This is a genomic window from Acinetobacter sp. NigerLNRRAM0016, assembly GCF_054112845.1.
Genome location: NZ_JBSYVT010000018.1, coordinates 1 through 22035, shown reverse-complemented (window position 1 = coordinate 22035; position 22035 = coordinate 1). Strand labels below are relative to the sequence as shown.

The 22035-nt window shown below is 45.6% G+C and carries 20 protein-coding genes; 10 read left to right on the top strand and 10 right to left on the bottom strand.

Annotation, left to right across the window (positions count from 1 at the left end):
- Window positions 1-6: 6 nt before the first annotated feature.
- On the bottom strand, window positions 7-717 hold the full coding sequence (gene phoB, locus ACWQ4X_RS12100) for a phosphate regulon transcriptional regulator PhoB (RefSeq protein ID WP_100241132.1): 711 nt from the start codon (window positions 715-717) through the stop codon (window positions 7-9).
- A 220-nt stretch (window positions 718-937) separates the two neighbouring features.
- Window positions 938-1624: a TetR/AcrR family transcriptional regulator gene (locus tag ACWQ4X_RS12095; RefSeq protein ID WP_142769920.1), complete on the bottom strand. Its 687-nt coding sequence runs from the start codon at window positions 1622-1624 to the stop codon at window positions 938-940.
- Between the two features lie 211 nt (window positions 1625-1835).
- On the opposite strand from ACWQ4X_RS12095, the gene ACWQ4X_RS12090 reads away from it, so the two are divergent.
- Window positions 1836-2675, top strand: a complete 840-nt coding sequence (locus ACWQ4X_RS12090) for an SDR family NAD(P)-dependent oxidoreductase (protein ID WP_457903808.1) — start codon at window positions 1836-1838, stop codon at window positions 2673-2675.
- Between the two features lie 53 nt (window positions 2676-2728).
- On the opposite strand, the gene ACWQ4X_RS12085 is transcribed toward ACWQ4X_RS12090, so the two are convergent.
- The 5 genes from ACWQ4X_RS12085 to ACWQ4X_RS12065 all read right to left on the bottom strand — a co-directional run bounded on the left by ACWQ4X_RS12085 (window position 2729) and on the right by ACWQ4X_RS12065 (window position 7977).
- Window positions 2729-4102 carry an MATE family efflux transporter gene (locus ACWQ4X_RS12085; RefSeq protein ID WP_457903807.1) on the bottom strand — a complete coding sequence of 458 codons (1374 nt, stop codon included), beginning with the start codon at window positions 4100-4102 and terminating at the stop codon, window positions 2729-2731.
- Window positions 4103-4220: 118 nt separating this feature from the next.
- Window positions 4221-5375, bottom strand: coding sequence for a methionine aminotransferase (locus ACWQ4X_RS12080; protein WP_457903806.1), 1155 nt, complete (start codon window positions 5373-5375; stop codon window positions 4221-4223).
- A 102-nt stretch (window positions 5376-5477) separates the two neighbouring features.
- Window positions 5478-6782, bottom strand: a complete 1305-nt coding sequence (locus ACWQ4X_RS12075; protein ID WP_457903805.1) for a DUF445 domain-containing protein — start codon at window positions 6780-6782, stop codon at window positions 5478-5480.
- Window positions 6783-6810: 28 nt separating this feature from the next.
- Entirely contained in the window at window positions 6811-7380 is a 570-nt protein-coding gene (locus ACWQ4X_RS12070; protein WP_374527504.1) for a CC0125/CC1285 family lipoprotein, read from the bottom strand.
- Window positions 7381-7437: 57 nt separating this feature from the next.
- Window positions 7438-7977, bottom strand: coding sequence for a DUF924 family protein (locus ACWQ4X_RS12065; RefSeq protein WP_161932847.1), 540 nt, complete (start codon window positions 7975-7977; stop codon window positions 7438-7440).
- A 317-nt stretch (window positions 7978-8294) separates the two neighbouring features.
- Between ACWQ4X_RS12065 and gshA the strand changes: the two genes are divergently transcribed.
- Together gshA and ACWQ4X_RS12055 are read left to right on the top strand one after the other, a co-directional pair.
- Window positions 8295-9872, top strand: coding sequence for a glutamate--cysteine ligase (gene gshA, locus ACWQ4X_RS12060; RefSeq protein WP_457903804.1), 1578 nt, complete (start codon window positions 8295-8297; stop codon window positions 9870-9872).
- An 18-nt stretch (window positions 9873-9890) separates the two neighbouring features.
- Window positions 9891-10406, top strand: a complete 516-nt coding sequence (locus ACWQ4X_RS12055) for a disulfide bond formation protein B (protein ID WP_457903803.1) — start codon at window positions 9891-9893, stop codon at window positions 10404-10406.
- Between the two features lie 62 nt (window positions 10407-10468).
- On the opposite strand, the gene ACWQ4X_RS12050 is transcribed toward ACWQ4X_RS12055, so the two are convergent.
- Window positions 10469-11800: a PGAP1-like alpha/beta domain-containing protein gene (locus tag ACWQ4X_RS12050; RefSeq protein ID WP_142769929.1), complete on the bottom strand. Its 1332-nt coding sequence runs from the start codon at window positions 11798-11800 to the stop codon at window positions 10469-10471.
- Window positions 11801-12043: 243 nt separating this feature from the next.
- Here ACWQ4X_RS12050 and ACWQ4X_RS12045 point away from each other — a divergent pair, with 243 nt between their 5' ends.
- The 7 genes from ACWQ4X_RS12045 to urtE all read left to right on the top strand — a co-directional run bounded on the left by ACWQ4X_RS12045 (window position 12044) and on the right by urtE (window position 20436).
- Window positions 12044-12628 carry a YqiA/YcfP family alpha/beta fold hydrolase gene (locus tag ACWQ4X_RS12045; RefSeq protein ID WP_142769930.1) on the top strand — a complete coding sequence of 195 codons (585 nt, stop codon included), beginning with the start codon at window positions 12044-12046 and terminating at the stop codon, window positions 12626-12628.
- 14 nt (window positions 12629-12642) lie between these two features.
- Window positions 12643-14523 carry a DNA topoisomerase IV subunit B gene (parE, locus tag ACWQ4X_RS12040; protein WP_457903802.1) on the top strand — a complete coding sequence of 627 codons (1881 nt, stop codon included), beginning with the start codon at window positions 12643-12645 and terminating at the stop codon, window positions 14521-14523.
- Between the two features lie 312 nt (window positions 14524-14835).
- Window positions 14836-16119: an urea ABC transporter substrate-binding protein gene (gene urtA, locus ACWQ4X_RS12035; RefSeq protein ID WP_457903801.1), complete on the top strand. Its 1284-nt coding sequence runs from the start codon at window positions 14836-14838 to the stop codon at window positions 16117-16119.
- 88 nt (window positions 16120-16207) lie between these two features.
- On the top strand, window positions 16208-17833 hold the full coding sequence (urtB, locus tag ACWQ4X_RS12030) for an urea ABC transporter permease subunit UrtB (RefSeq protein ID WP_457903800.1): 1626 nt from the start codon (window positions 16208-16210) through the stop codon (window positions 17831-17833).
- A gap of 5 nt (window positions 17834-17838) precedes the next feature.
- The gene (urtC, locus tag ACWQ4X_RS12025) at window positions 17839-18912 is read left to right on the top strand and encodes an urea ABC transporter permease subunit UrtC (protein WP_457903799.1); all 1074 of its coding nucleotides are present in this window, start codon (window positions 17839-17841) and stop codon (window positions 18910-18912) included.
- Complete coding sequence (urtD, locus tag ACWQ4X_RS12020; protein WP_457903798.1) at window positions 18909-19727, top strand: urea ABC transporter ATP-binding protein UrtD; 819 nt, start codon at window positions 18909-18911, stop codon at window positions 19725-19727. The genes urtC and urtD overlap by 4 nt, the downstream gene beginning before the upstream one ends.
- Before the next feature lie 10 nt (window positions 19728-19737).
- Window positions 19738-20436: an urea ABC transporter ATP-binding subunit UrtE gene (gene urtE, locus ACWQ4X_RS12015; RefSeq protein ID WP_142769936.1), complete on the top strand. Its 699-nt coding sequence runs from the start codon at window positions 19738-19740 to the stop codon at window positions 20434-20436.
- 53 nt (window positions 20437-20489) lie between these two features.
- Here urtE and ACWQ4X_RS12010 read toward each other — a convergent pair whose 3' ends face one another.
- Together ACWQ4X_RS12010 and ACWQ4X_RS12005 are read right to left on the bottom strand one after the other, a co-directional pair.
- Complete coding sequence (locus ACWQ4X_RS12010; RefSeq protein ID WP_374527524.1) at window positions 20490-21194, bottom strand: phospholipase D family protein; 705 nt, start codon at window positions 21192-21194, stop codon at window positions 20490-20492.
- A gap of 37 nt (window positions 21195-21231) precedes the next feature.
- On the bottom strand, window positions 21232-21954 hold the full coding sequence (locus ACWQ4X_RS12005) for a hypothetical protein (RefSeq protein ID WP_457903840.1): 723 nt from the start codon (window positions 21952-21954) through the stop codon (window positions 21232-21234).
- Window positions 21955-22035 lie beyond the last annotated feature (81 nt).

Here is a 22035-nt window from a genome sequence, read left to right as displayed (position 1 = left end):
TTAAAATTAACCTAAAGCAACATCTGCACGAGTAGAGAAGCGGTAACCTGTACCACGTACGGTTTGCACAAAACGGTCTGCACCATAAGGTTCTAAAACTTTGCGCAGGCGGCGAATATGCACGTCAATAGTACGGTCTTCGATATACACATTACCACCCCAAACTTGATCGAGCAGCTGGGCACGGGTATAAGCACGTTCTGGATGGGTCATGAAGAACGCCAACAAACGGTATTCTGTTGGACCCATATCTAAAATATTGTTGCCAAAACTTACGCGTTGGCTCACAGGATCAAGCAGTAAACCATTGGCATCAATGGTTTTTTCACCACTCAGCGCATTGGCGCGACGCAGTACGGCTTTAATTCGAGAAACCAATTCGCGGGTGGAAAAAGGTTTGGTCATGTAATCGTCTGCACCTGCATCGAGACCTTGGACTTTATGGTCTTCTTCTCCGCGGGCTGTCAGCATAATCACTGGAATTTCTGATAGGTTTTCATCGCGTTTCAAGCGACGACATAGATCGACACCACTGACGCCGCCTGGCATCATCCAGTCGAGCAAAATCAAAGCAGGGCGCTGATCCACAATCATTTGATGCGCTTGTTTTGCATCTTCTGCCTGTAAGCATTGAAAGCCTGCCATATCCAAAGAGGTGTGAATCATCTCTCGAATCGGAAGTTCGTCATCGACGATTAGTATGTAGTCATCTTTCACAACGCAATATCCTATTGGTGATAACGGTAGGCCGTTTCTTATTTATGACAGGCTTATTACAAAGATTAATTATGACAGTATCATTGCAGAATAGGGCAGAATGCCGATTTTCGCAAAGTTTTGTGACAATTTTTAGTCGAAAACATGAACAATTTTAGACAGTCTAACTCTGGTTCATCTAACCAATTTCAAATTTTTGTAAAAATTAAATGGCTGTAATTTAATTTTTTTTATCCGAAAATGATGCCAATAATGTCACAAAGACCACTCTGCAAGAGGCCAATACATCTTCCATAGACTGTTTAAATCCACTCATGACCCAACGAATTGCAATCTGTGTGACATAACCATTTAAGCCTGTAGAAACCCATGAAATTTCACGTTCCGAATGCGGAATATTCGGCATCATCAACATGACAAAGGCATGAATCATGCGGTCAAAGCGCAGCATGGTTTCTCGAATGGTGGCTTGGTTATGCAGTTCTTGTACCAGCATGGCATCAATATAAATAATCCGTGCCATGCGTGGGTTATCTTTCAACGTGGTTAATAAAGCCGTTAAACCTGCATCGACCATTTTTTCATGACTGCTGGAGGCTTGCATAATCGCCTGCATTACATTCTGCTGCAGTTCATCAATCAGTTTCAGGAAGATGGTTTGAAACAGTTGATCGCTTTTTTTAAAGGATTCATAGAAATAGCGTTCTGTCAGCTTGGCTTCATTACAGATATCTTTGACGGTCACCGAAAAGAATCCATGGGTGCCGTAGACCTCGATGCCCGCTTCAATTAATTTTTCTCGACGTGCCTGTTTACGCTCAGCTAAAGACAGTCCTTTAAACTGGCGTTCTTTACTTTTGGTGGGGTTGTTATTGTGTTCCGCAGTGTTGCTATTGGAATAAGTCATAAGGGCAAAACGTAGCAAAGACTGGCTTTAGTTTAACAACTATTGTGGTAAAAACCTAAATTTTAGCCATGCTTGAAGTGGAGATGAGATTCGTCAGGCAATTATTGACAATGCATATTGTCAAATTTATATTAAAAGCGTCAACGGCATAGTGCAAAAAATAGCAGTGCTGGTATTGTGTCAAAGCCTATGCAACCCATAAGGATAGAGAATGAAAACATTTAACAATAAAGTAGCGGCCGTTACTGGTGCGGGTTCAGGAATTGGTCAACAACTGGCATTGCTGTTAGCCAAACAAGGTTGCCATCTTTCTTTAAGCGATATTAACGAACAAGGCTTGGCCAAAACCGTAGAACTCCTCAAAGACAGTAAGGTGCGTGTCACCACCCAAAAGCTAGATGTATCGGACCGCGAAGCCATGCGTGCGTGGGCAGAAGAAACCGTTAAAGATCATGGTTCGGTGAATATGATTTTTAACAATGCAGGGGTGGCATTGGGCTCGACCGTTGAAGGGGCGAGTTATGACGAACTGGAATGGATTGTCGGGATTAATTTCTGGGGCGTGGTGTATGGCAGCAAAGAATTCTTGCCACTGATCAAGCAAACAGGTGATGGGCATATCATCAATATTTCCAGCTTGTTTGGCTTAACGGCTCAACCGACACAATCGGCTTACAATGCCACAAAATTTGCGGTGCGCGGTTTTACCGAATCGTTGCGCCAAGAACTGGATATTGAAAACTGTGGCGTGAGTGCGCTGTGTGTCCACCCAGGCGGTATTCGCACCAATATTGCCAATGATGCGCGTATGAATGACAGCTTACGCAGCTTGGGCATGAATCCTGAAAAATCAGCACGAACTTTCAACAAGTTATTGCGTATTCCACCAGAAGAGGCAGCACGTGAAATTCTGAATGCAGTGCAAAAAGACAAGCGTCGAGTGTTGATTGGTAATGATGCGAAATCTTTGGATCTGATTCAGCGTATTTTGCCGACGGGCTATCAGAAAGTGACGGCAATGGCGTCGTCATTGAGCAAGCGTTTTAAATAATTCAAGAAACGTGCTGAGTTAGGTTCAGCACGTTTTTTCCTATCCATCATCCATTAAATTAAGGTCTTGACGGTTTTCTTTTTCCAGATCAATTGATAATACAGCCCTTGCATGATGCACAGGCTAACAAAAGCCAAAGCATAACCATACCAAATGCCTTTTAAGCCAAACCACTGACTAAACAGATAGGCACACGGCACTTCAATCAGCACAATCGCTGCAATGTTAATCAGCATGGGAATGTTGACGGTACCACTGGCACGCATAATCGACGCAAAAATTGCGCTGGCACCAAAAAATAAAATGGACCACAACACAATAAACAGCAGTTGTTGCCCTAGTGTCACCACTTCGGGGTCGGTAATAAATAGCGCCATTAAATATTTGGAGAACAGATACGCCAAAATCACCAAGATACCCGTGATGATGATATTCATGCGCAAGGCTGTGCGGGTGACTTTGGTGAGTAAATCGGCTTTGCCTGCACCAATCGCTTGAGCCGCAAAAATCGAGGCGGCAATTGAAATGGAAAGGGCTGGAAACTGAATGTAGTTCAGCACCTGATTGACCGCGCCATAGGCTGCGGTTGCTTCCGAGCCATAACGGTTCACCAGCCCGATGATCACTAAGCCTGCCACCGATGTGGTGACCATCTGAATGCCTGTCGGAATGCCCAAACTCAGAATGATGCGACTCAGTTCAGGTTGATGTCGGATATGTCTGAATAATTCGGCATCAGGGCGCAACGGGTGATGTTTTTTATTGAGATAGACCATTAAAAACAGCAGTACTGCAGCATAGCCAATGATGCTGGCAATGGCAGGCGCGATGATGCCCAATTTTGGAAAACCAAAATATCCTGCAATTAAAATCGGGGTGATGACAAAACCGATAATACTGGTCATGCCAAGGGCAATCAGTGGAGTAATACTGTCGCCCACACCGCGTAAAATCGAGGTATAAATAATATATACAAACAGTAGTGGGCTACCCGCCATCATCCACTGGACATAGGGTAAAGACAGATGCATGATTTCAGGGTCAATCCCCAGCAACAATAAAATCTGTTTGGCAAAAAGCACGCCCAAAAAGGCAATCACACTGCCGCCAATCAGGGTCATAAACAGGGTGGAACCGACTACACTGCGAACTTTTTCCAGATTTTGTGCGCCCCATGCCTGTCCAATCAGCACGGTTGAACCTGCCGATAAACCGATGATAAAAGCCAAGAGACAAAACAGGATGGGGAAATAGACTGCGACCGCAGCAACCGCTTGAACCCCAAGCATTTGCCCGACAAAAACCGTATTAATGGTGCCTGATAGGTTTTGTAAAATATTGGTGGCAATCAGCGGCAATAGAAACCAAAGAAATGCTTTCCAGAACTTGTCAGAATTGATCAAGGGACCATGAGGGACGGCAGCCATATTCGCGATGTATCATCCATAATTTTTTATTGTGCTCTTTGCAACATAACACAAGCCACAGGAAAAAAAGCAGGAGATCTGTTGAATTTTCACTGTTTCCAAGCACGAGAAAAATTGCCTAGCAGCGGTTCAGAATCTCGATGGCCTGTTCCAAGGTCTGTTCCGTTTTGGCAAAGCAAAAACGAATCAGGCGTAAATCTTCAGGAGGGTGCTGATAAAACACGGAAATTGGAATGGCGACAATGCCATGCTGTTCTGCAAGGAAGTGGCACATGTCCACATCGTTCAGATCGGGACGGATGGCGCGATAATCCAGATTCTGGAAATAGGTGCCCTGTGATGGAGTCAATTGGAAGCGAGAAGCGGCAAGACCAGCGGTGAACAGATCCCGCTTACGCTGATAAAAATCAGCGAGTTGCTGTACATGTTCAGGATGCTGTTGCATGTATTCGGCTAAGGCCACTTGTACAGGGGTGACCCCGCAGAAATTGGCAAATTGATAGACCTGACGGAAAACCCGCATTAATTCAGGGGCTGCCACACAATAGCCCGTTTTCCAGCCTGTGACATGGAAGGTTTTACCAAAAGAACCCACCACGAAACTGCGTTCACGCAGTTCTGGAAAGGACAAGGCCGAATAATGCGGTTGCCCGTCGTAAACCAAGTGTTCATAGACTTCATCCGACAGCACCACAATATTCCGCGCCTGAATCAATTGAATCAGTTGCTGCCAATCTTGCTTCGACCAAATGGCACCTGTTGGATTATGTGGAGTATTGACAATGATCATGCGGGTTTTGTCATTGATGGCTTCCGCGACTGTATTCCAGTCCACCTGAAAATCTGGCGTAGTTAATGGAATACGAATGGCTTGGGCACCGACCAAGGCGATGCTTGGCGCATAGCTGTCATAGCTCGGGTCGAACACAATCACTTCATCGCCCGCATGCAGGATGGCTTGAATGGCACTAAACAGGGCAATGGTGGCACCCGGGGTGATGGTGATTTCGTGGGTTGGATCAATCAGCAGTTCATCACGCTGAAGAAATTGCGCAGCCACTTGCTGGCGTAAGCTAAGTAAGCCATCACCCGCAGCATATTGATTAGAACCATGTAAGGTCGCATGGCTTAAGGCTTCCAGCAAGGCTTGTGGCGGCGCAAAGTCGGGAAAGCCCTGCGAAAGATTAAGGGCATTTAGGCGCTGTGCCATGGCGGTCATTTGGCTAAAAATCGTGACCCCTTGTGCAGGGAGTTTAGAGTGTATTTTGAGCATGACCGCTAACCTTGTCGGAGAAGAAACTGATTTAATTTAGCATGTTGCAAGGTAGGTACAAGTAGCATTCACGCGATTTCTACAGCTACCTTGCAGAATAAATTAAAGCAGATAATCCACCACAGCACGGATGATGCCGAGGGCGAGACCAATAAATGCGCCCACCACAACCCCATTGACGCGAATCATGTGCAAGTCGCCACCAACTTCATTTTCGATTTTGCCAATCATCTCGCGCGAGTCCCATTCATGAATGCGCTCGCTAATAAACCGAATCACTTTCTCGCTGTATTGATCACTCAGATTCACCGCCAGACCACTCATGCGGTCATTCAATAACTGGCGTACCGCCTGATTGGCGATGATGTTCTCACCGACCTGTTGAATCGCCACGCGCAGATTGGCCGCGATGCCCGAATCGGATTGCATCAGATCGGCTTTAATGGCATCACATAAAATCACCACCGCACCGCGAATAAAATTCAGTACTTGCGGGCTATCCAGCAGGGCATCTTTGCTGCGATTCAGGCGTTGGCTGGCGCTACTGTTGCGATCCTGTAACTGGTACATCAGTTCTTGGGCGGTTTCCTCAATCTGTTGTCGCCAAGGGTGTTCTGGGTTTGCCAGCATTGACTCTACCCGTTCAATCAGGGAATCGATGGTACGCTGTTGCACATCAATGCCAATCCAGCTGGCCCCTTTCGCCAGTTTGGAAACGCCCAGTTCTTTAAACAGTTTTTGCGTCAGTTCACGGGTTTGCTCAGGGTGCGTGATCATCCAGTCATGCACCACATCCAGACCGCGTTGCAGCACATCCTGATGGAAGTCATTTTCAATCACGGCACGCAGCATTTCGCTGGCCAGCATATTCACATCGGTATTGCGGACCCATTGCACACTGTTATTTTGAATAAAGCGACCAATCTGCTCCTGCCCGACAAAGTCAAAGATTTTAGGAACCGTTTGCTGAATCACTTGGGTGACTTGGGTGTTGTTGTGTGGATTCGCCAACCATTGACCGACCGCCAGACTCAAGTCGATATTTTTCAGACTGCGTTCCACCACTTGCGGCGAGAGAAAATTCTCCTGCACAAAACGCCCCATCGATTCGGCAATACGTGCTTTGTTGCGCGGAATAATTTCGGTGTGGTCACGTAAAAACTTAGGGATGGGCATCTTGCCAAAGGGATTGCGGAACAAGACGGTAATCGCATACCAGTCCGCCAAGCCCCCGACCACGCCAGCTTCGGCAGATAGCATCAAGATATGAATTAACCATACATATTCGGGCAAAAACTTGGCAGCCACCATCAAGATGAGCCAAGCCAGTACGGCCATGATCAAGGCGATGGTCGCAAAGCGTTTACTGCGTTTTAGACTGTCCGAACTGGTGCTCGCAACCTGCATATCAAGATCCTAAGTCATCTGTTAACGATTAATTGGCGGGTGTCACGGGTTGAGGCTGAATCACCTCACCCGTGGCAGTGAGTCCGTACTTTTGCCCTAAAGATTGCAAAATTAACGTGGCATCAAAGGCATCGCTCGGAGCTTTATCTTTTTCCTTATAACACTCAATGGTATAGGAGACTTGCACAGGGTCAATATTGACCACTTGTGGCGTATCGTAAAACGGATCAGGCCAATAGCCTGGATAGCGGCGATAGTAGCCACGTGGGTAATAGCCATAAGGATAAAAGGAGGGTGAACGATAGACCACCGCCTGACGGGGTGGTTTATTGGTGAGATTGCTCGGGTCATCCAGCACTTTAAAATAACGGAAGCCATTTTTGACCGTGGTTTGCGCGGCTTTGACCAAGGTAATTTCTTCCGCCATCCCATAGTTCATATTTGGGTCGGCTTCAAAACTGATACGATAGGTTTGTGTATTCATCGGATAGGTATTAAAACGCCCCAATTGATCAAAAGTTCGCGGTTTAGACGGGGTAGAGGCGCAACCCGCCAGTGCGAGCGTGATCAGGGTCAGGGCAATAAGCTTGGTTTTCATGTTCATACTCCGCTGATTGCTGGTGAAATAGGGGAGAAACGGCCACAACATTTGCGTTTAAAAATGGCTATTCGGTTGGGTCAAAAATTCTAATTCTTCAGCACTGGACGCGCGTCCTAAAATACGATTTCGGTGTGGATAACGTCCAAATTGGTCAATGATGGCTTTGTGTTGTCGTTCAAATTCTAAAGCAATCGGATGTCCCAGTTGTTCAAATAAGCTTAACCCAAATTCATGCACCCGCTGCGATTCGCTGTGCATAAACGGCATGTATAAAAAATAGCGCTGTTCGGGACTGAGTTGTAAATGATGTTGCCCCAAAATGGCTTCTTGTGCCAAGCCCAATGCGAGTGCATCTTGGGCAAAAGCAGCGGCTTGATCACGGTATAAATTGCGAGAGAATTGATCCAGAATAATGACTTCGGCCAGACGACCTTCAGGTTGTTGTCGCCATGCCCAGAGTTCACCCAAGGCTGCCTGTTGATGGATCTGACTAAATTTTTCTGCCAACATTTGATCAAATTCACTGCTTTTTGCAAACCAGTTCGGCTGGGTTTCGGGCGCATACCAAAAGTTCAAAATATCCTGATAATTCATTTTTATTACAGATCCTTAGCAGTTATTCTTCCATAAAATCATATTTTTTTGGTGTCTTATAGAGTAACTTTGTGATAAAAAATTGCCGCAATAGGGTGAGCTTTTTAAGAATTTTTTACATCGACCCGTTGAACATGAGCGATGTCACCCCTATTAATGCCAGTTATCTGATTTACTGAATCTTTTCGACAGAAGCCAGAAATGTTGCGAATCTGCTGGAAAAATAGACAGCGTGTCATGTGGCGGCATCAAATCACAGTATACTGATATAAACTGATGATTTTATTTTAGTAGTTCTTCCAATAAGCGAGATGATAATGAGTCAACCCGAATCGACCTCTCAAGCTGTGTTTCCGACTTGGGTGGATTCTTCGCTGTTACAAGGGATGTTACGTGGTATAGAACGTGAAAGTTTGCGTATGCAAAGCAATGGTTTTTTATCGCAGGCAGATCATCCCCAAGCTTTGGGATCGGCTTTGACCCATCCGCATATTACCACCGATTATTCAGAAGCCTTGATGGAGTTCATTACTCCTCCACAAGACACCATTGGCAAAGCTTTAACGTATTTAAAAGATATTCATGCAGTGGTCCATCGTCATTTAGAGCATGAAGAAAAGCTCTGGCCATTGTCGATGCCGTGCATGCTGGACAGTGAAGAAGACAACATTCGATTGGCGCAATACGGCAGCTCCAATATTGGCCGTTTCAAGACTCTATATCGTCGCGGTTTAGGCGTGCGTTATGGTCGCCGGATGCAGACCATTTCTGGGGTACATTATAATTTATCCTTCCCAGACAGTTTATTTGCCGCCTTACAACAACAAGAAAGTGATGCAGATTTACGCCAATTGTCTGCGCAAGATTATCGCAGTCATCGTTATTTTGGTCTGATTCGTAACTTTATCCGTCTTACCCCACTGGTGATGTTCTTGCTGGGTGCCAGTCCATCGGTGTGTAAATGTTTTATGACGGGTCGTGAGCATCATTTGTTGCCACTGTTAAAAGGCACCTTGTATTTGCCCTATGCCACTGCTTTGCGTATGGGCCGTTTTGGCTATCAGAACTCCGCACAGAAGCAACTCGGGATTCACTACAATGACATTCAAGGTTATTTAGACGGTTTACAAAAAGCGGTCAAAACTCCGTATGCAGATTTTAGCCGTTTAGGGTTAAATGATGTGCAAGGTGAGCCGATCCAAATTAATGACCACGTGCTGCAAATTGAAAATGAGTACTACAGTCTGGTACGTCCAAAGCAAGTGCCGCAAGCAGGTGAAACTCCTTCGGAAGCCTTGGCGAAGCGAGGTGTAGGCTATGTCGAACTGCGCGCAGTGGACGTGAACCCGTATAGCCCGATTGGGATTGATGAAAGCAGTGCGGGTTTTCTGGAAGTACTGGCCTTGTATTGTTTATTGCAAGACAGTCCAGCGTTGTTAGATGATGAACAAGAGCAGATTGAACAGAACCAAGCGGAAGTGGTCAATCGTGGTCGTGCACCGAATGCGCATATTGTGGCAGAGGGGCAGACTTATGCGATTGAGGACTGGTGTCAAAAACATGTGGATGCCATGCGACCTTTTGCAGAACTGCTCGATCAAGCCAATGCCACACAGCTTTATGTACAGGCTTTAGCCTTGATGCAGCAACGCATTGATGAAGTGGATGATACGCTTTCGGCACAGGTGATTGCAGATACTTTGACCCATGGCGGGACGTGGAATTTTGGTAGCGTGATGGCTCAACAACATGCGGCAGTGTATGAACAGCATCAATTGAGTCCTGAAACACAGGCGTATTTTGATGAATTGGCACAGACATCGCTACAACAGCAACAACAACTTGAACAAGATAGCACCGTCAGTTTTGATGAATATCTTGCACATTATCGATAAAAATTAAGAGGTTTGACCATGCAATGGAGTTTTCGCTTCGTGAGCGGGTTTTTAGTCATCGCAAGTATCGTGGGTATGGCGTTTGCGCTGTATCTCGAACATGTCCAAGGTTTATCACCATGTCCGCTGTGTGTCTTCCAGCGTGTGGGTTTAATGGGGTTGGGCTTTATTTCTTTAGTGGCACTGATTCATAACCCAAGTTCAACCGTGGGCAAACGAGTTTATGCCTTATTGGGCAGTCTCTCTATTTTGTGGTCGGCTGGGGTTGCAGCGCGTCATGTCTGGTTACAGAACCTGCCACCAGATCAGGTGCCGAGCTGTGGTCCAGGCTTAAACTACTTGATTGATGCCTTGCCGCTGAAAAGCGTGTTGGCGCAAGTGCTGACGGGTTCAGGCGAGTGTGCCGTGATTGACTGGACTTTCCTTGGACAGTCTTTGCCAGTGTGGTCATTGCTGTTTTTTGTGGTTTTGGCAGTGGTCAGTTTGTGGCAATTGGTGCGCCGTTATCCAACTGCTGCAAAAGCGAAAAAATAACACCGACAGCGTTTTAATCTGTATAAAAAAAGCCAACGAGAGTTGGCTTTTTTTATGTGACATCAGGTCAGAGCGATGCCTTCATAATCATCCAGACCAATCATATGCTCATGCGCATGCAGTTGGTGATGTTGGGCTTTTTCAGGATAGAACCAATGCACAATTTGTTCAGCCACACTGGCATGATATTGAATTTCCAGATGATTCAGACCATAGAAAATGGCTTTATGCGATTCGGGCAGTTTTAATTGAAAGCGTGGATTGGGATGCTCGCCCAAGGCACTTTTGACACTGACCAGATAGTCGCCAATGACTTTCAAGGTTTTGTTTTTACGGTGCTCGAATTCTAGCGTTCCTGCGACCAGATAGGTGTTGATATGCGAAGGCAGTGGCGCGGGTTTGCGGTTATCATCAAAGAAGCCGATGCGGGCTTCATTGTGTTCCCAGTCATCATCACGCACGCTGCCATAGCGTAAATCCAGAATGCCATTACTGCGAATATTGACCAGATGTCCTGCCAATTTCACAATCGGAAAGCGTCCCAGTTTTTCTTGAATGGCAAAGCCAAAGCGTTCCAAGACGGCACCGTGATGTGGTGAACCCAGACAGACCAGATTTTCTACCATGTGTAGCCATTGATGCATGTTCTGTTTGCCATAGAACAAGGCACTGCGTGCGACCAGTCCGCCCATACTATGCCCAATAATATCGAGACTGGTAATACGCGGGTTACGCTGAATCAGGTCTTCTAGGGTATTGGCAAGGCTACGTCCATTGGCTGAAATACGACGCCCAGAATTGTAGTTCAGGTACAACATGGTGTTGTGGTCACGCTGAGCCAGTAGCTTTTCGCCAAATCCACCATTGTTGCGATTGGTCCAGTCCAAGTGATTCATGCACAGACCATGCACAAAGATGACCACCCGTCCCGATAAATCCCCACGCTGAATTTCACCATAGTGATCGTACAGCACCATCGGCAGGGCGATGGGATTATGATATTTCAGTAAGTAATCGCCAATCACACCATTCACTGCACCCACTAAAAAATGCAGGCTGGGGGTGAGTGGTTTTTCATGCAGCTTTGGGTATTTTTCAATAATTTGTCGCAAACCGGGTGCCAAAAGATAATGCCCGTAGTTTTCTAAAATACTCATGCTCAGGCGGTTAAATTTGACGATTTGCGGTAGGTTTTGCAGATATTTAAATTCTTGTTCATCCACCCCAAAAATACTGGAGAAGATTTCCCGCTGAATGGTACGCATAAAGTCCTGAACCACATTGTTCAGGGGCGTACTGAGTAATTGAGCCAGACCTTCCAGTAAGTCCGCTTGACTGGGTGGGGTCCGATCCCATTTACAATACGTTTCATGCAGCGGTGTTAAACTCGGCATTTGTTATTGTCCTTGATGCTTTGTTTGGCTCATCTCAAGGCTTTCATTTTGCTTAAGATAGAGGTATAACTTTTTTCAGTTTCATCATATCGAGTTCGGCTCGAATAATTTTAAAATACCGATGAATATCGCGAAAAAGGGCTATTTTTGTCTAACAATTCGAGCCTTTCGACGAATTTAAAACAATCCTGCGTCAGTATGATGAAAAATAAGGACAAGGTTGCAGCAGGTGAGCAAAGAAAGATGAATATTATTTATATCCACGGCTTTCAAAGCAGTCCAAATTCAATCAAAGCACAACAGTTACAGCACTATTGCGCGCAAGAGGATCGCTGGACGGTGCATGTGCCTGATTTAAACCTGCCGCCTGCACAGGCATTGCAACTGCTGCATGATTTGGTGAGTCAGCATGAGGATGTGGTGTTGCTCGGTAGCAGTTTAGGCGGCTTTTATGCGACACAACTGGTCGCAACACATGCGCTGCCTGCTGTATTGATTAACCCTGCTATGCGACCATGGCAACTTTTTCGGGATTTATTTGGGCAACAGCAACTTCCCTATGCCGTGAATGCCACTTGGACACTGGATGAGCCGCAATTGGACTATTTAGAGCAAATTGCGGTATCAAATGTTCAGCAAGCAGACAAAGTGTTGGTATTGTTACAACAAGGCGATGATGTTTTAGATTATCGTGAGGCTGAACAGTTTTATGCATCACAGCAACCTCGGGCATTGGTCATGACCGAGGCAAAGGGCAACCATGCGATGGATGATTTTGCTGCCAAAATACCTATGATTTTACAATTTTTATCGTCTTGCAGATTATAAGGAAATCGTACAACGTGTCTCAATATACGGCTCAATCGCTTGAAGTTTTATCTGGTCTAGATCCAGTCCGTCGTCGTCCCGGGATGTATACCGATACCTCTCGTCCGAACCATTTGGCTCAGGAAGTGATTGATAATGCGGTGGACGAAGCACTGGCGGGGCATGCCAATAAAATCACGGTGACGGTGTATAAAGATGGTTCCTTGGCTGTAGCCGATAATGGTCGGGGTATGCCGGTTGATATTCATCCTGAATATGGACAAAGCGGGATTGAAATTATTCTGACCAAGCTGCATGCCGGCGGTAAATTTAGTACCGACAACTACCAGTTTTCCGGTGGTTTGCATGGTGTCGGTATCTCGGTGGTGAATGCCTTATCGACCCGCGTTGAGGTTGAAGTGCAACGTCAGGGGAATCTGTACCAAATGGCGTTTGAACAGGGCGAACCTGTAGCGCCTTTGGCGGTCTTGGAAGGCAAAGTGGCCAAACGTGCTACAGGAACATTGGTACGTTTTTGGCCTGAAGCCAAATATTTTGATTCACCTAAATTTGCCTTAAAAGCACTGAAACATAATTTAAAAGCCAAAGCGGTTTTAGCCGCAGGTCTACAGATTATCTACGTTGATGAAATCAATGACGAGAAAATCGAATGGCAGTTTGAAAATGGTCTGGTCGACTATTTGATGGACGAGCTGGAAGAGCGTGAAATTGTGCCTGCACCTGCCTTTGTCGCGACAGGGGATGCCGAACGTGCCAGTGCCGAATTTGCGATTTGCTGGAATGTGGAAGGTGGCGAACAAATTCAGGAAAGCTACGTCAACCTGATTCCAACAGCGCAGGGCGGAACGCATGTGAATGGCTTGCGCTCAGGGGTGACCGATGCTTTGCGTGAGTTCTGTGAGCTGCGTAATTTATTGCCACGTAACCTGAAACTGTCTGCCGAAGATGTTTGGGATGGCGTGAACTATATTTTGTCGCTGAAATTCCAAGAACCTCAATTTTCAGGACAGACCAAAGAGCGTCTTTCCAGCCGTGAAGCCGTGGGCATCGTGCAGAATATTGCCAAAGATGCTTTTGCCCTGTGGCTGAACCAGCACTCTGAAATTGCCATGCAACTGGCAGAAATGGCAATTTCCAAAGCGGGACGTCGCTTAAAAGCAGCGAAAAAGGTGGAACGTAAAAAGATTGTGTCGGGTCCAGCCTTACCGGGTAAGTTGGCGGACTGTGTCGGTCAAACCCGTGAAGATTCGGAACTGTTTATTGTGGAAGGGGATTCTGCGGGCGGTTCAGCCAAGCAGGCACGCGATAAAAACTTCCAAGCCATCATGCCAATTCGAGGCAAAATCTTAAATACTTGGGAAGTGTCTTCGGATGAGGTGCTAGCTTCGCAAGAGGTGCATGATATTGCGATTGCCATTGGGGTTGACCCAGGCAGCGATGATTTAACTGAATTACGCTATGGCAAGATTTGTATCTTGGCAGATGCTGATTCAGATGGTCTGCATATTGCCACGTTGTTATGTGCGCTATTTGTGAAACATTTTCCAACTTTGGTGGAAGAAGGGCATTTGTATGTGGCAATGCCACCGCTGTTCCGTATTGATGATGGCAAAGACGTGCACTATGCACTGGATGAAGATGAGCTCGAGTCGATTCTGAAGAAAGCCAAAACCAAGAGTCCGCAAATCACCCGCTTTAAAGGTTTGGGTGAGATGAATGCTAGTCAGCTACGTGAAACCACGATGGACCCGAATACTCGCCGTTTAGTGCAGCTAGATTTGGATGATAGTCATTTAACTGCCTCTTTACTGGACAAATTACTGGCGAAGAAGCGCTCGGGTGACCGTAAGCACTGGTTAGAGCAAAAAGGTAATCTAGCGGATATTGCGGTTTAATTGCAGTCTGCTCTATTTTTCAAGCCATCCAAGCTAATTGCTTTGGGTGGCTTTTTTAGTGCACAGCAGTATCTTCTGCTGAAAAAAAAATGTGCAATTTCAGTAGGGAAGAGTGCAATGAGTGGATGAAAAATGCACCATCCTGAGTCGTGAAAATACAAATCAGGAGGCAATGATGTATACAAGATTATTAATTTAGATAGAGGGTTTTGAAAATTTATATAATAAAAACATATGTTTAATTAGTTGGCATAAAAATTGAATACTCTGGGCAGACATAACCAAAAAACACAAAATGCTTGGAGAACTAAAATGTTCCAACAAAAACTATTGAGTAAAACCCTTTTGGCGGCAGCAGTGGCGGGGAGCATTGCATTAACAGGCTGTTCAAAACCAGCAGAAAAAACAGAAACCGCAGCATCGGAAGCCAAAGCGCCTGCGGCTAGTGGCGATACCATCAAAGTAGGGATTTTACATTCGCTGTCAGGCACCATGGCCATTTCTGAAACTTCACTGAAAGACACGGCACTGATGGCGATTAATGAAATTAATGCCAACGGTGGGGTGTTGGGGAAAAAATTAGAACCAGTGGTGGTTGACCCTGCTTCAGACTGGCCCTTATTTGCTGAGAAAGCCCGTCAGTTGATTACTCAAGATAAAGTGGCGGTGATTTTTGGCTGTTGGACTTCGGTATCGCGTAAATCGGTCTTGCCAGTGGTGGAAGAACTCAATGGTCTGTTGTTCTATCCTGTACAGTATGAGGGTCAAGAACAATCGAAAAATATTTTCTATACGGGTGCCGCACCGAATCAGCAAGCCATTCCAGCCGTGGAATATCTAATGAGTGAAGAGGGTGGCAAGGCTGAGCGCTTTGTGCTGTTAGGTACGGATTATGTTTATCCACGCACCACCAATAAAATTTTACGTGCGTTCTTAAAGTCGAAAGGCATTGCCGATGCGGACATTATGGAAGAGTACACGCCGTTTGGTCATAGCAACTATCAAACGATTGTAGGTAATGTGAAAAAATTTGCTGCAGGCAAGAAAACCGCGGTGATTTCGACCATTAATGGTGACTCGAATGTGCCGTTCTACCGTGAATTGGGCAATCAGGGCATTAAAGCCTCGGATATTCCAGTGATGGCCTTCTCGGTGGGTGAAGAAGAACTCCGCGGTATTGATACCAAGCCATTGGTGGGTCATTTGGCGGCATGGAACTACTTCATGTCGGTGAAAAATCCGAAAAATACTGAATTTGTGAACAAGATGAAACAGTATGCGGTGGAATACAAATTGCCAAATGCGGATAAATTGGTGACCAATGACCCAATGGAAGCGACCTATGTTGGGATCAATTTGTGGAAGCAGGCGGTAGAAAAAGCGGGCACAACCGAAGTCGATAAAGTCCGTGATGCCATGGCGGGACAAACATTTGCTGCACCCTCGGGCTACACCCTGAAAATGGATGAAAGCAATCATCATTTACATAAGCCAGTGATGATTGGCGAGATTCGTGGCGATGGTCAGTTTGATGTGGTGTATAAAACAACCGATACCATTAAAGCGGAGCCTTGGAGCCCGTACATTCCAAAATAATTCCCCTCAACCTACTGCTACGGCAGTAGGTCTTTTCATTTCTTCATTCCGATGACAGACCATTTGCCTTGTGAGGGGGAGTCTTTTCATGTCAATAAAACGCTATTGTGTGGCGCTGCTGTGTACCTGCCTGCACATATTCTTCAATCCTGTCTGGGCTGAAACATCTACCGCGGATGCACCGCTGCAAGTCCAGCAGGCAGATCCGATTCAGCGTTTTGTCAAAGCCGATTTTGCTGAACGCCGTGCCATGTTGAACCAATGGCCTGCCAGTATTGAAAGCCTCGATCAGTTGGTGGCCTATATTGATCAAAATGAATTGTATCGAGATGGTGCAGGTCAAACTTATATCTTAAAAAATGATGAGAAGTTGTATCAGTATCCTGACATGCAAGCGCTGAGTACATGGCCTGCGGATTTATCTCAAGTCACGTTGGTGAATACCTTACGTAAAGCTTTGAGTTTTGGGCAAGCCAAAGTGAAATTGAAATCGGATGAAGCAACCCAGCGTTTAGCCGCGATTGATATTTTAGAAAATAATTTAGATGAGCTTGATCCAGTCTGGATTCGTCAACTCTATCTGCAAGAACAAAACAATAAAGTCAAAGCACGTCTGCAACAGCTCAAAGCGCGTATGGATTTAAGCAGTTCCGATGCACTGGTCAAGTTACAGGCGGTGAATACCTTGTCCGCATCGGATCGTCCTGATGTGCTGGCAGTGATTGAACAAGAACTCAATCAAGCGAACCTAAATCCTGAACTTGAAGCGGCTTTGCAGGCGGCAAAAAGCAGTATTAAAACCCGATTACAAGCCAGTGAATGGGCAGGGCATGTGTTTTCAGGGCTTAGTACCGCCAGTATTTTACTGTTAGCCGCATTGGGCTTGGCGATTACGTATGGTCTGTTGGGTGTGATCAACATGGCGCATGGCGAGTTGATCATGATTGGTGCCTACACCACTTATGTGGTGCAAAGCCTATTTAAAACCCATTTAGGGCAATATGTTGACTGGTATTTACTGATTGCAATTCCTGCTGCCTTTTTGGTGAGTGCCTTGATTGGCATGCTGATTGAACGCACGGTGATTCGCCCGCTGTATGGAAGACAACTGGAAACTTTACTGGCGACCTTTGGGGTCAGCCTGATTTTAATGCAACTGGTGCGCATGATTTTTGGCGCACAAAATGTTGAAGTCTCGAATATTGCATGGCTTTCAGGTGGTATTTCCTTAACCCCAAGTTTAATGCTGCCATATAACCGGATCGCCATCATTATCTTCACCGTCGCAGTGCTTTTGCTGTTGGTGTATCTCCTGAATAAAACCCGTTTTGGTCTGTTTGTTCGTGCGGTCACGCAAAACCGCCAGATGGCGCGTGCGGTCGGTATTCGTTCGGCACGTATCGATATGTTGGCCTTTGGATTGGGTTCAGGATTGGCGGGTTTAGCGGGTTGTGCCTTGGCGCAAGTGGGTAATGTCGGTCCAGATTTGGGTCAAAACTACATTATTGATGCCTTCTTGGTGGTTGTGGTTGGCGGTGTTGGGCAAGTCTGGGGTGCGGTACTGGCAGCCTTGGGTTTGGGCATCAGCGGTACGGTGCTGGAAATTGGTTTAGGTGCGGTACTGGCCAAAATTATTCTGTTGGTGCTTGTGATTCTGTTTATTCAGAAACGTCCACAAGGTTTGTTTGCCATTAAAGGGCGTTTTGTGGAGTAAAACTGATGAAAATAACAAATTTATTTGCCGACAAATCCTATAGCGCCGTTGCGATTGCAGCCTGTTTTGTGGTGATGCTGATTTTACCATGGCTGCATGTATTACCTGCCGAATCCGCTTTGCATCTGTCTGCCTATTGGGTCACTTTAATTGGCAAAATCATGTGTTTGGCGCTTGTGGCCTTGGCATTGGATTTGGTCTGGGGCTATGCTGGCATTTTGAGCTTGGGGCATGGGCTGTATTTTGCCTTGGGTGGTTATGCTTTTGGCATGTATCTGATGCGTGAATCGGCTGGATCAGAACTGCCTGATTTCATGCGCTTTCTTAGTTGGACTGAATTACCGTGGTACTGGGTCGGCACGCAACATTTTTTGTGGGCACTGGTGCTGGTAGTCTTGGTTCCAGGTCTGATCGCATTCATTTTTGGCTTCTTTGCTTTCCGCTCCAAAATCAAAGGGGTGTACTTCTCCATCATCACCCAAGCCATGACCTTTGCTGCCGCACTGTTGTTTTTCCGTAATGAAACAGGCTTTGGTGGCAACAATGGTTTCACAGGCTTTAAAACCATTTTAGGCATGGACATTACCTCGGCATCTATGCGTGCCACCTTGTGCTTTTTAACGGCATTGGTGTTGCTGCTGTGCTATTTGGGTCTACGTTACTTAATGAATCAGCCCTATGGCCGAGTGCTCGGGGCCATCCGTGACAGCGAGAACCGCTTGCAATATTTGGGCTACCGGACCCTTTGGTACAAGCTCTCGGCATGGGTCTTGTCTGCGGTCATTGCAGGCATCGCAGGGGCGCTGTATGTGCCGCAAGCAGGCATTATTAATCCTAGTGAAATGAACCCAGTCAACTCGATTGAAATGGCGGTTTGGGTCGCAGCGGGGGGACGTGGCACCCTGATTGGTCCAATTCTGGGTGCGGGTTTAATTAATGCGGTGAAAACTTATTTTACGGTGGCCTATCCAGAAGCGTGGCTACTGATTTTGGGTGGTTTATTTATTGTGGTGACTTTATTCCTGCCGAAAGGGGTGATTGGGTTATTTGACCGTTTTAAAAAGGAGCATGATGCATGAGCAAAATGATTCAACCGCATGGTGGACATGCTTCAGAAGGCTATGGGCGACCAAAAGAACACGGTGCCGATTTTAGCCACGGCATCGCCCTGTATTTGGAAAAAGTCAGTGTCTGGTTTGACTCTTTCCGTGCCCTGAATGATTTGTCGCTGTATATCGAAGAGGGTGAATTACGCTGCATTATTGGTCCGAATGGGGCAGGTAAAACCACGTTGATGGATGTGATTTCAGGAAAAACCCGTCCTACAGAAGGTTCAGCTTTTTTTGGGCAAACCTATGATTTGGCGAAGATGAGTACCGAACAAATTGCTGAAGCAGGCATTGGGCGTAAATTTCAGAAACCGACGGTATTTGAAAATTTCACGGTGATGGAAAACTTACTATTGGCTGCACCCAAAGATAAACGGGTGAAAAAAAGCTTTTTCAGTAAATTGGATGTAGATGTTCAGATCGCACTGGATCAAACCCTCGAGCAAATTCGTTTAAAAGAATTGGTCAACAAGCCTGCGGGTCTGTTGTCGCATGGTCAGAAGCAATGGCTGGAAATAGGCATGTTACTGATGCAACGTCCAAAACTGATTTTACTGGATGAACCTGTGGCAGGCATGACCGATGCGGAAACAGAACGTACAGCGGAACTGTGTCTGGAGTTGAAAAAGGAGCATACCTTGGTGGTGGTTGAGCATGACATGAGCTTTATCGACACCATCAGTGAAAAAGTCACGGTCTTGGCACAAGGGGCGATTCTGGCAGAAGGAACGCTGGCAGAAGTGCAAGCCAATGAAGACGTGATTGAAAAATACTTGGGGCGTTAAGGAGCAGCGCATGTTAGAAGTTAAGGCGGTAAACCAATATTATGGGGGCAGCCACATTTTACGTGATGTGTCGTTCCAAGCCCCGATTGGCGAGTGTTCGGTGGTGTTAGGACGCAATGGCGTCGGTAAAACCACCTTGCTGAAATGCCTGATGGGGATTTTACCGATCAAGTCTGGACAGATTGTATTGGATGGCAAAGACATTTCTAAACTCAGCCCCGAACAGCGGGTGCGGGCGGGTTTGGCCTATGTGCCACAGGGACGGGATATTTTTTCGACTTTGACGGTAGAAGAAAATATTTTGATTGGTATGGCGAAATTCTCAGGCGCCAAAACCAAGAAAGTACCCGAACATTTGTATGAAATTTTTCCTGTATTGGATGAAATGAAGCATCGCCGTGGCGGGGATTTATCAGGTGGACAGCAGCAGCAATTGGCAATTGCGCGTGCATTGGCATCTGAGCCTAAAGTGCTGATTTTGGATGAGCCAACAGAAGGTATTCAACCTTCTATCATTAAAGACATTGGCCGAGTCATTCGTAAACTGGCAGATGGCGGTGATATGGCGATTATCTTGGTGGAGCAGTTTTATGATTTTGCTGAAGAACTGGCGGATGGCTATACCGTGATGGCACGTGGACAGGTGATTGCACAGGGGCGTGGTGCTGAAATGCCTGAAAAAGGCATTAAGGATTTAGTGGCAATCTAAAAATAGATTCACCTCTTAAGTCCTGTGCTCCATGACTTAAGAGGTTAGGGTTTTCATTCAAGACTAGTATGTTCAGACCATAAAAAATAACCGCCATATTGGCTAGGTCTGTATTCACCACCCGCCGCTTTACCTTGTTCAGTTAGAACATGTTTCCCATTTTCATTGAATTGCAGCAGCCCTTTTTTAACAAAAATCTCTAAAAGCTCACCTGTTTTGATTTTATGCTTGGCTGCCAATTTTGAAGAAGTCAGTTTGCTGGCCGGGTCTGCATCTTCTTGAGTTGTCTCCGCTTTATTCGCTTCAGCCTTAACTTCATCTAAAGAAATTCGAACTTCCTCACTAATCCGAATGATTCGTTGGGCTTCTTCATACGCATCTTTAAAGACTTGGGCATCTTCATCTTTCGAAATTAAAATTCCCATTTCATTATTATTGACTTGGCTAAATTCATACAGGTTTAAACTGGAGACAATACAGCTCTCTTCATTCAGATAGCATTTGGCATGTAGGTTTTTGCAAAAGCTAATCCGAACATAATCCAGTTGTTGCATCCATTTAATTTCATCAGGATGCAAGTCACTTTTGCCATAAATAATACGAATATCAATTTTTAAGCGGTTCTTATCTTCAAGTAATTCTTTAATACGATCATTCAGTCTTAAATAGGGACTAATCAGAATTAAGCGCTCTTTGGCGTTTTTGATTAACTCTTCCAGAAAAAAGTTCGTTGCGCTGGTATTTAAAAATTTCGCCATGTGATGACCCTCAAAAAAAATTATAAAGCGATATCAGTTATTTAGTTTCTACTTTTATATAGGTGCCGCTGGCAGAGACATTATGCCCAAAACCACAGCCTGAAGTATTTTGCTGTTCTTCCACCACAATTTTCTGTCCCTGTTTGGCATCAGTGGCAAAATTTAACTGGATTTGGCAGTCCTCATATTTATAAATAGCTTTTTTCTGTTGTAGCGGCATCTGTGTATCGAAGCTGCCTAAATTCGGTCCATAAATCAGCCCACGCAGTCCAAAATAATAGCCCTCAAATTCAATTTGATAAGTATTTTTTAGTTGCTTTACCGTGATGGTATCCCATTGTCCAAAACCATTGGGGCTGACATAGGTCCCTGCCAAAGCGGATGAAGCTTGTAGCTTGGGTAATTGGGATAAATTGAACTGACTCATTTTTGAATCGGGATTACGCAGAAACCATGCCCGCGCCCACAGGGGTTTGCCTAGTTTGGCATAGGTCAGTCCGACATTATTGTTGGCGATTTCTATCTCGCGATCCGTGACCTTAACACCACTTTCATCTGCATTAATTTGGCAAAAATGTGACCAAGCCGCTTGATCCTGAAACTGGCTGAGAGCTTGAGTGTATTGTTTCTGGTCATAATATTGCTTACCCAAACGCGCATATTGTTTCAGTTTGGCACAGCCTTGTTGTAGCTCTTGTTCATAGCTCGATTCAGCCATGCTGATCTGTGGAAAAATCCATGCGGAGGTGCTTAAAGCCATAAGGGATAAAATTTTAAATTTCTGCATTGTTATTAAAATTCAAAAGTGATGAGCCGATAGTCTAGGTAATCTGACGGGATT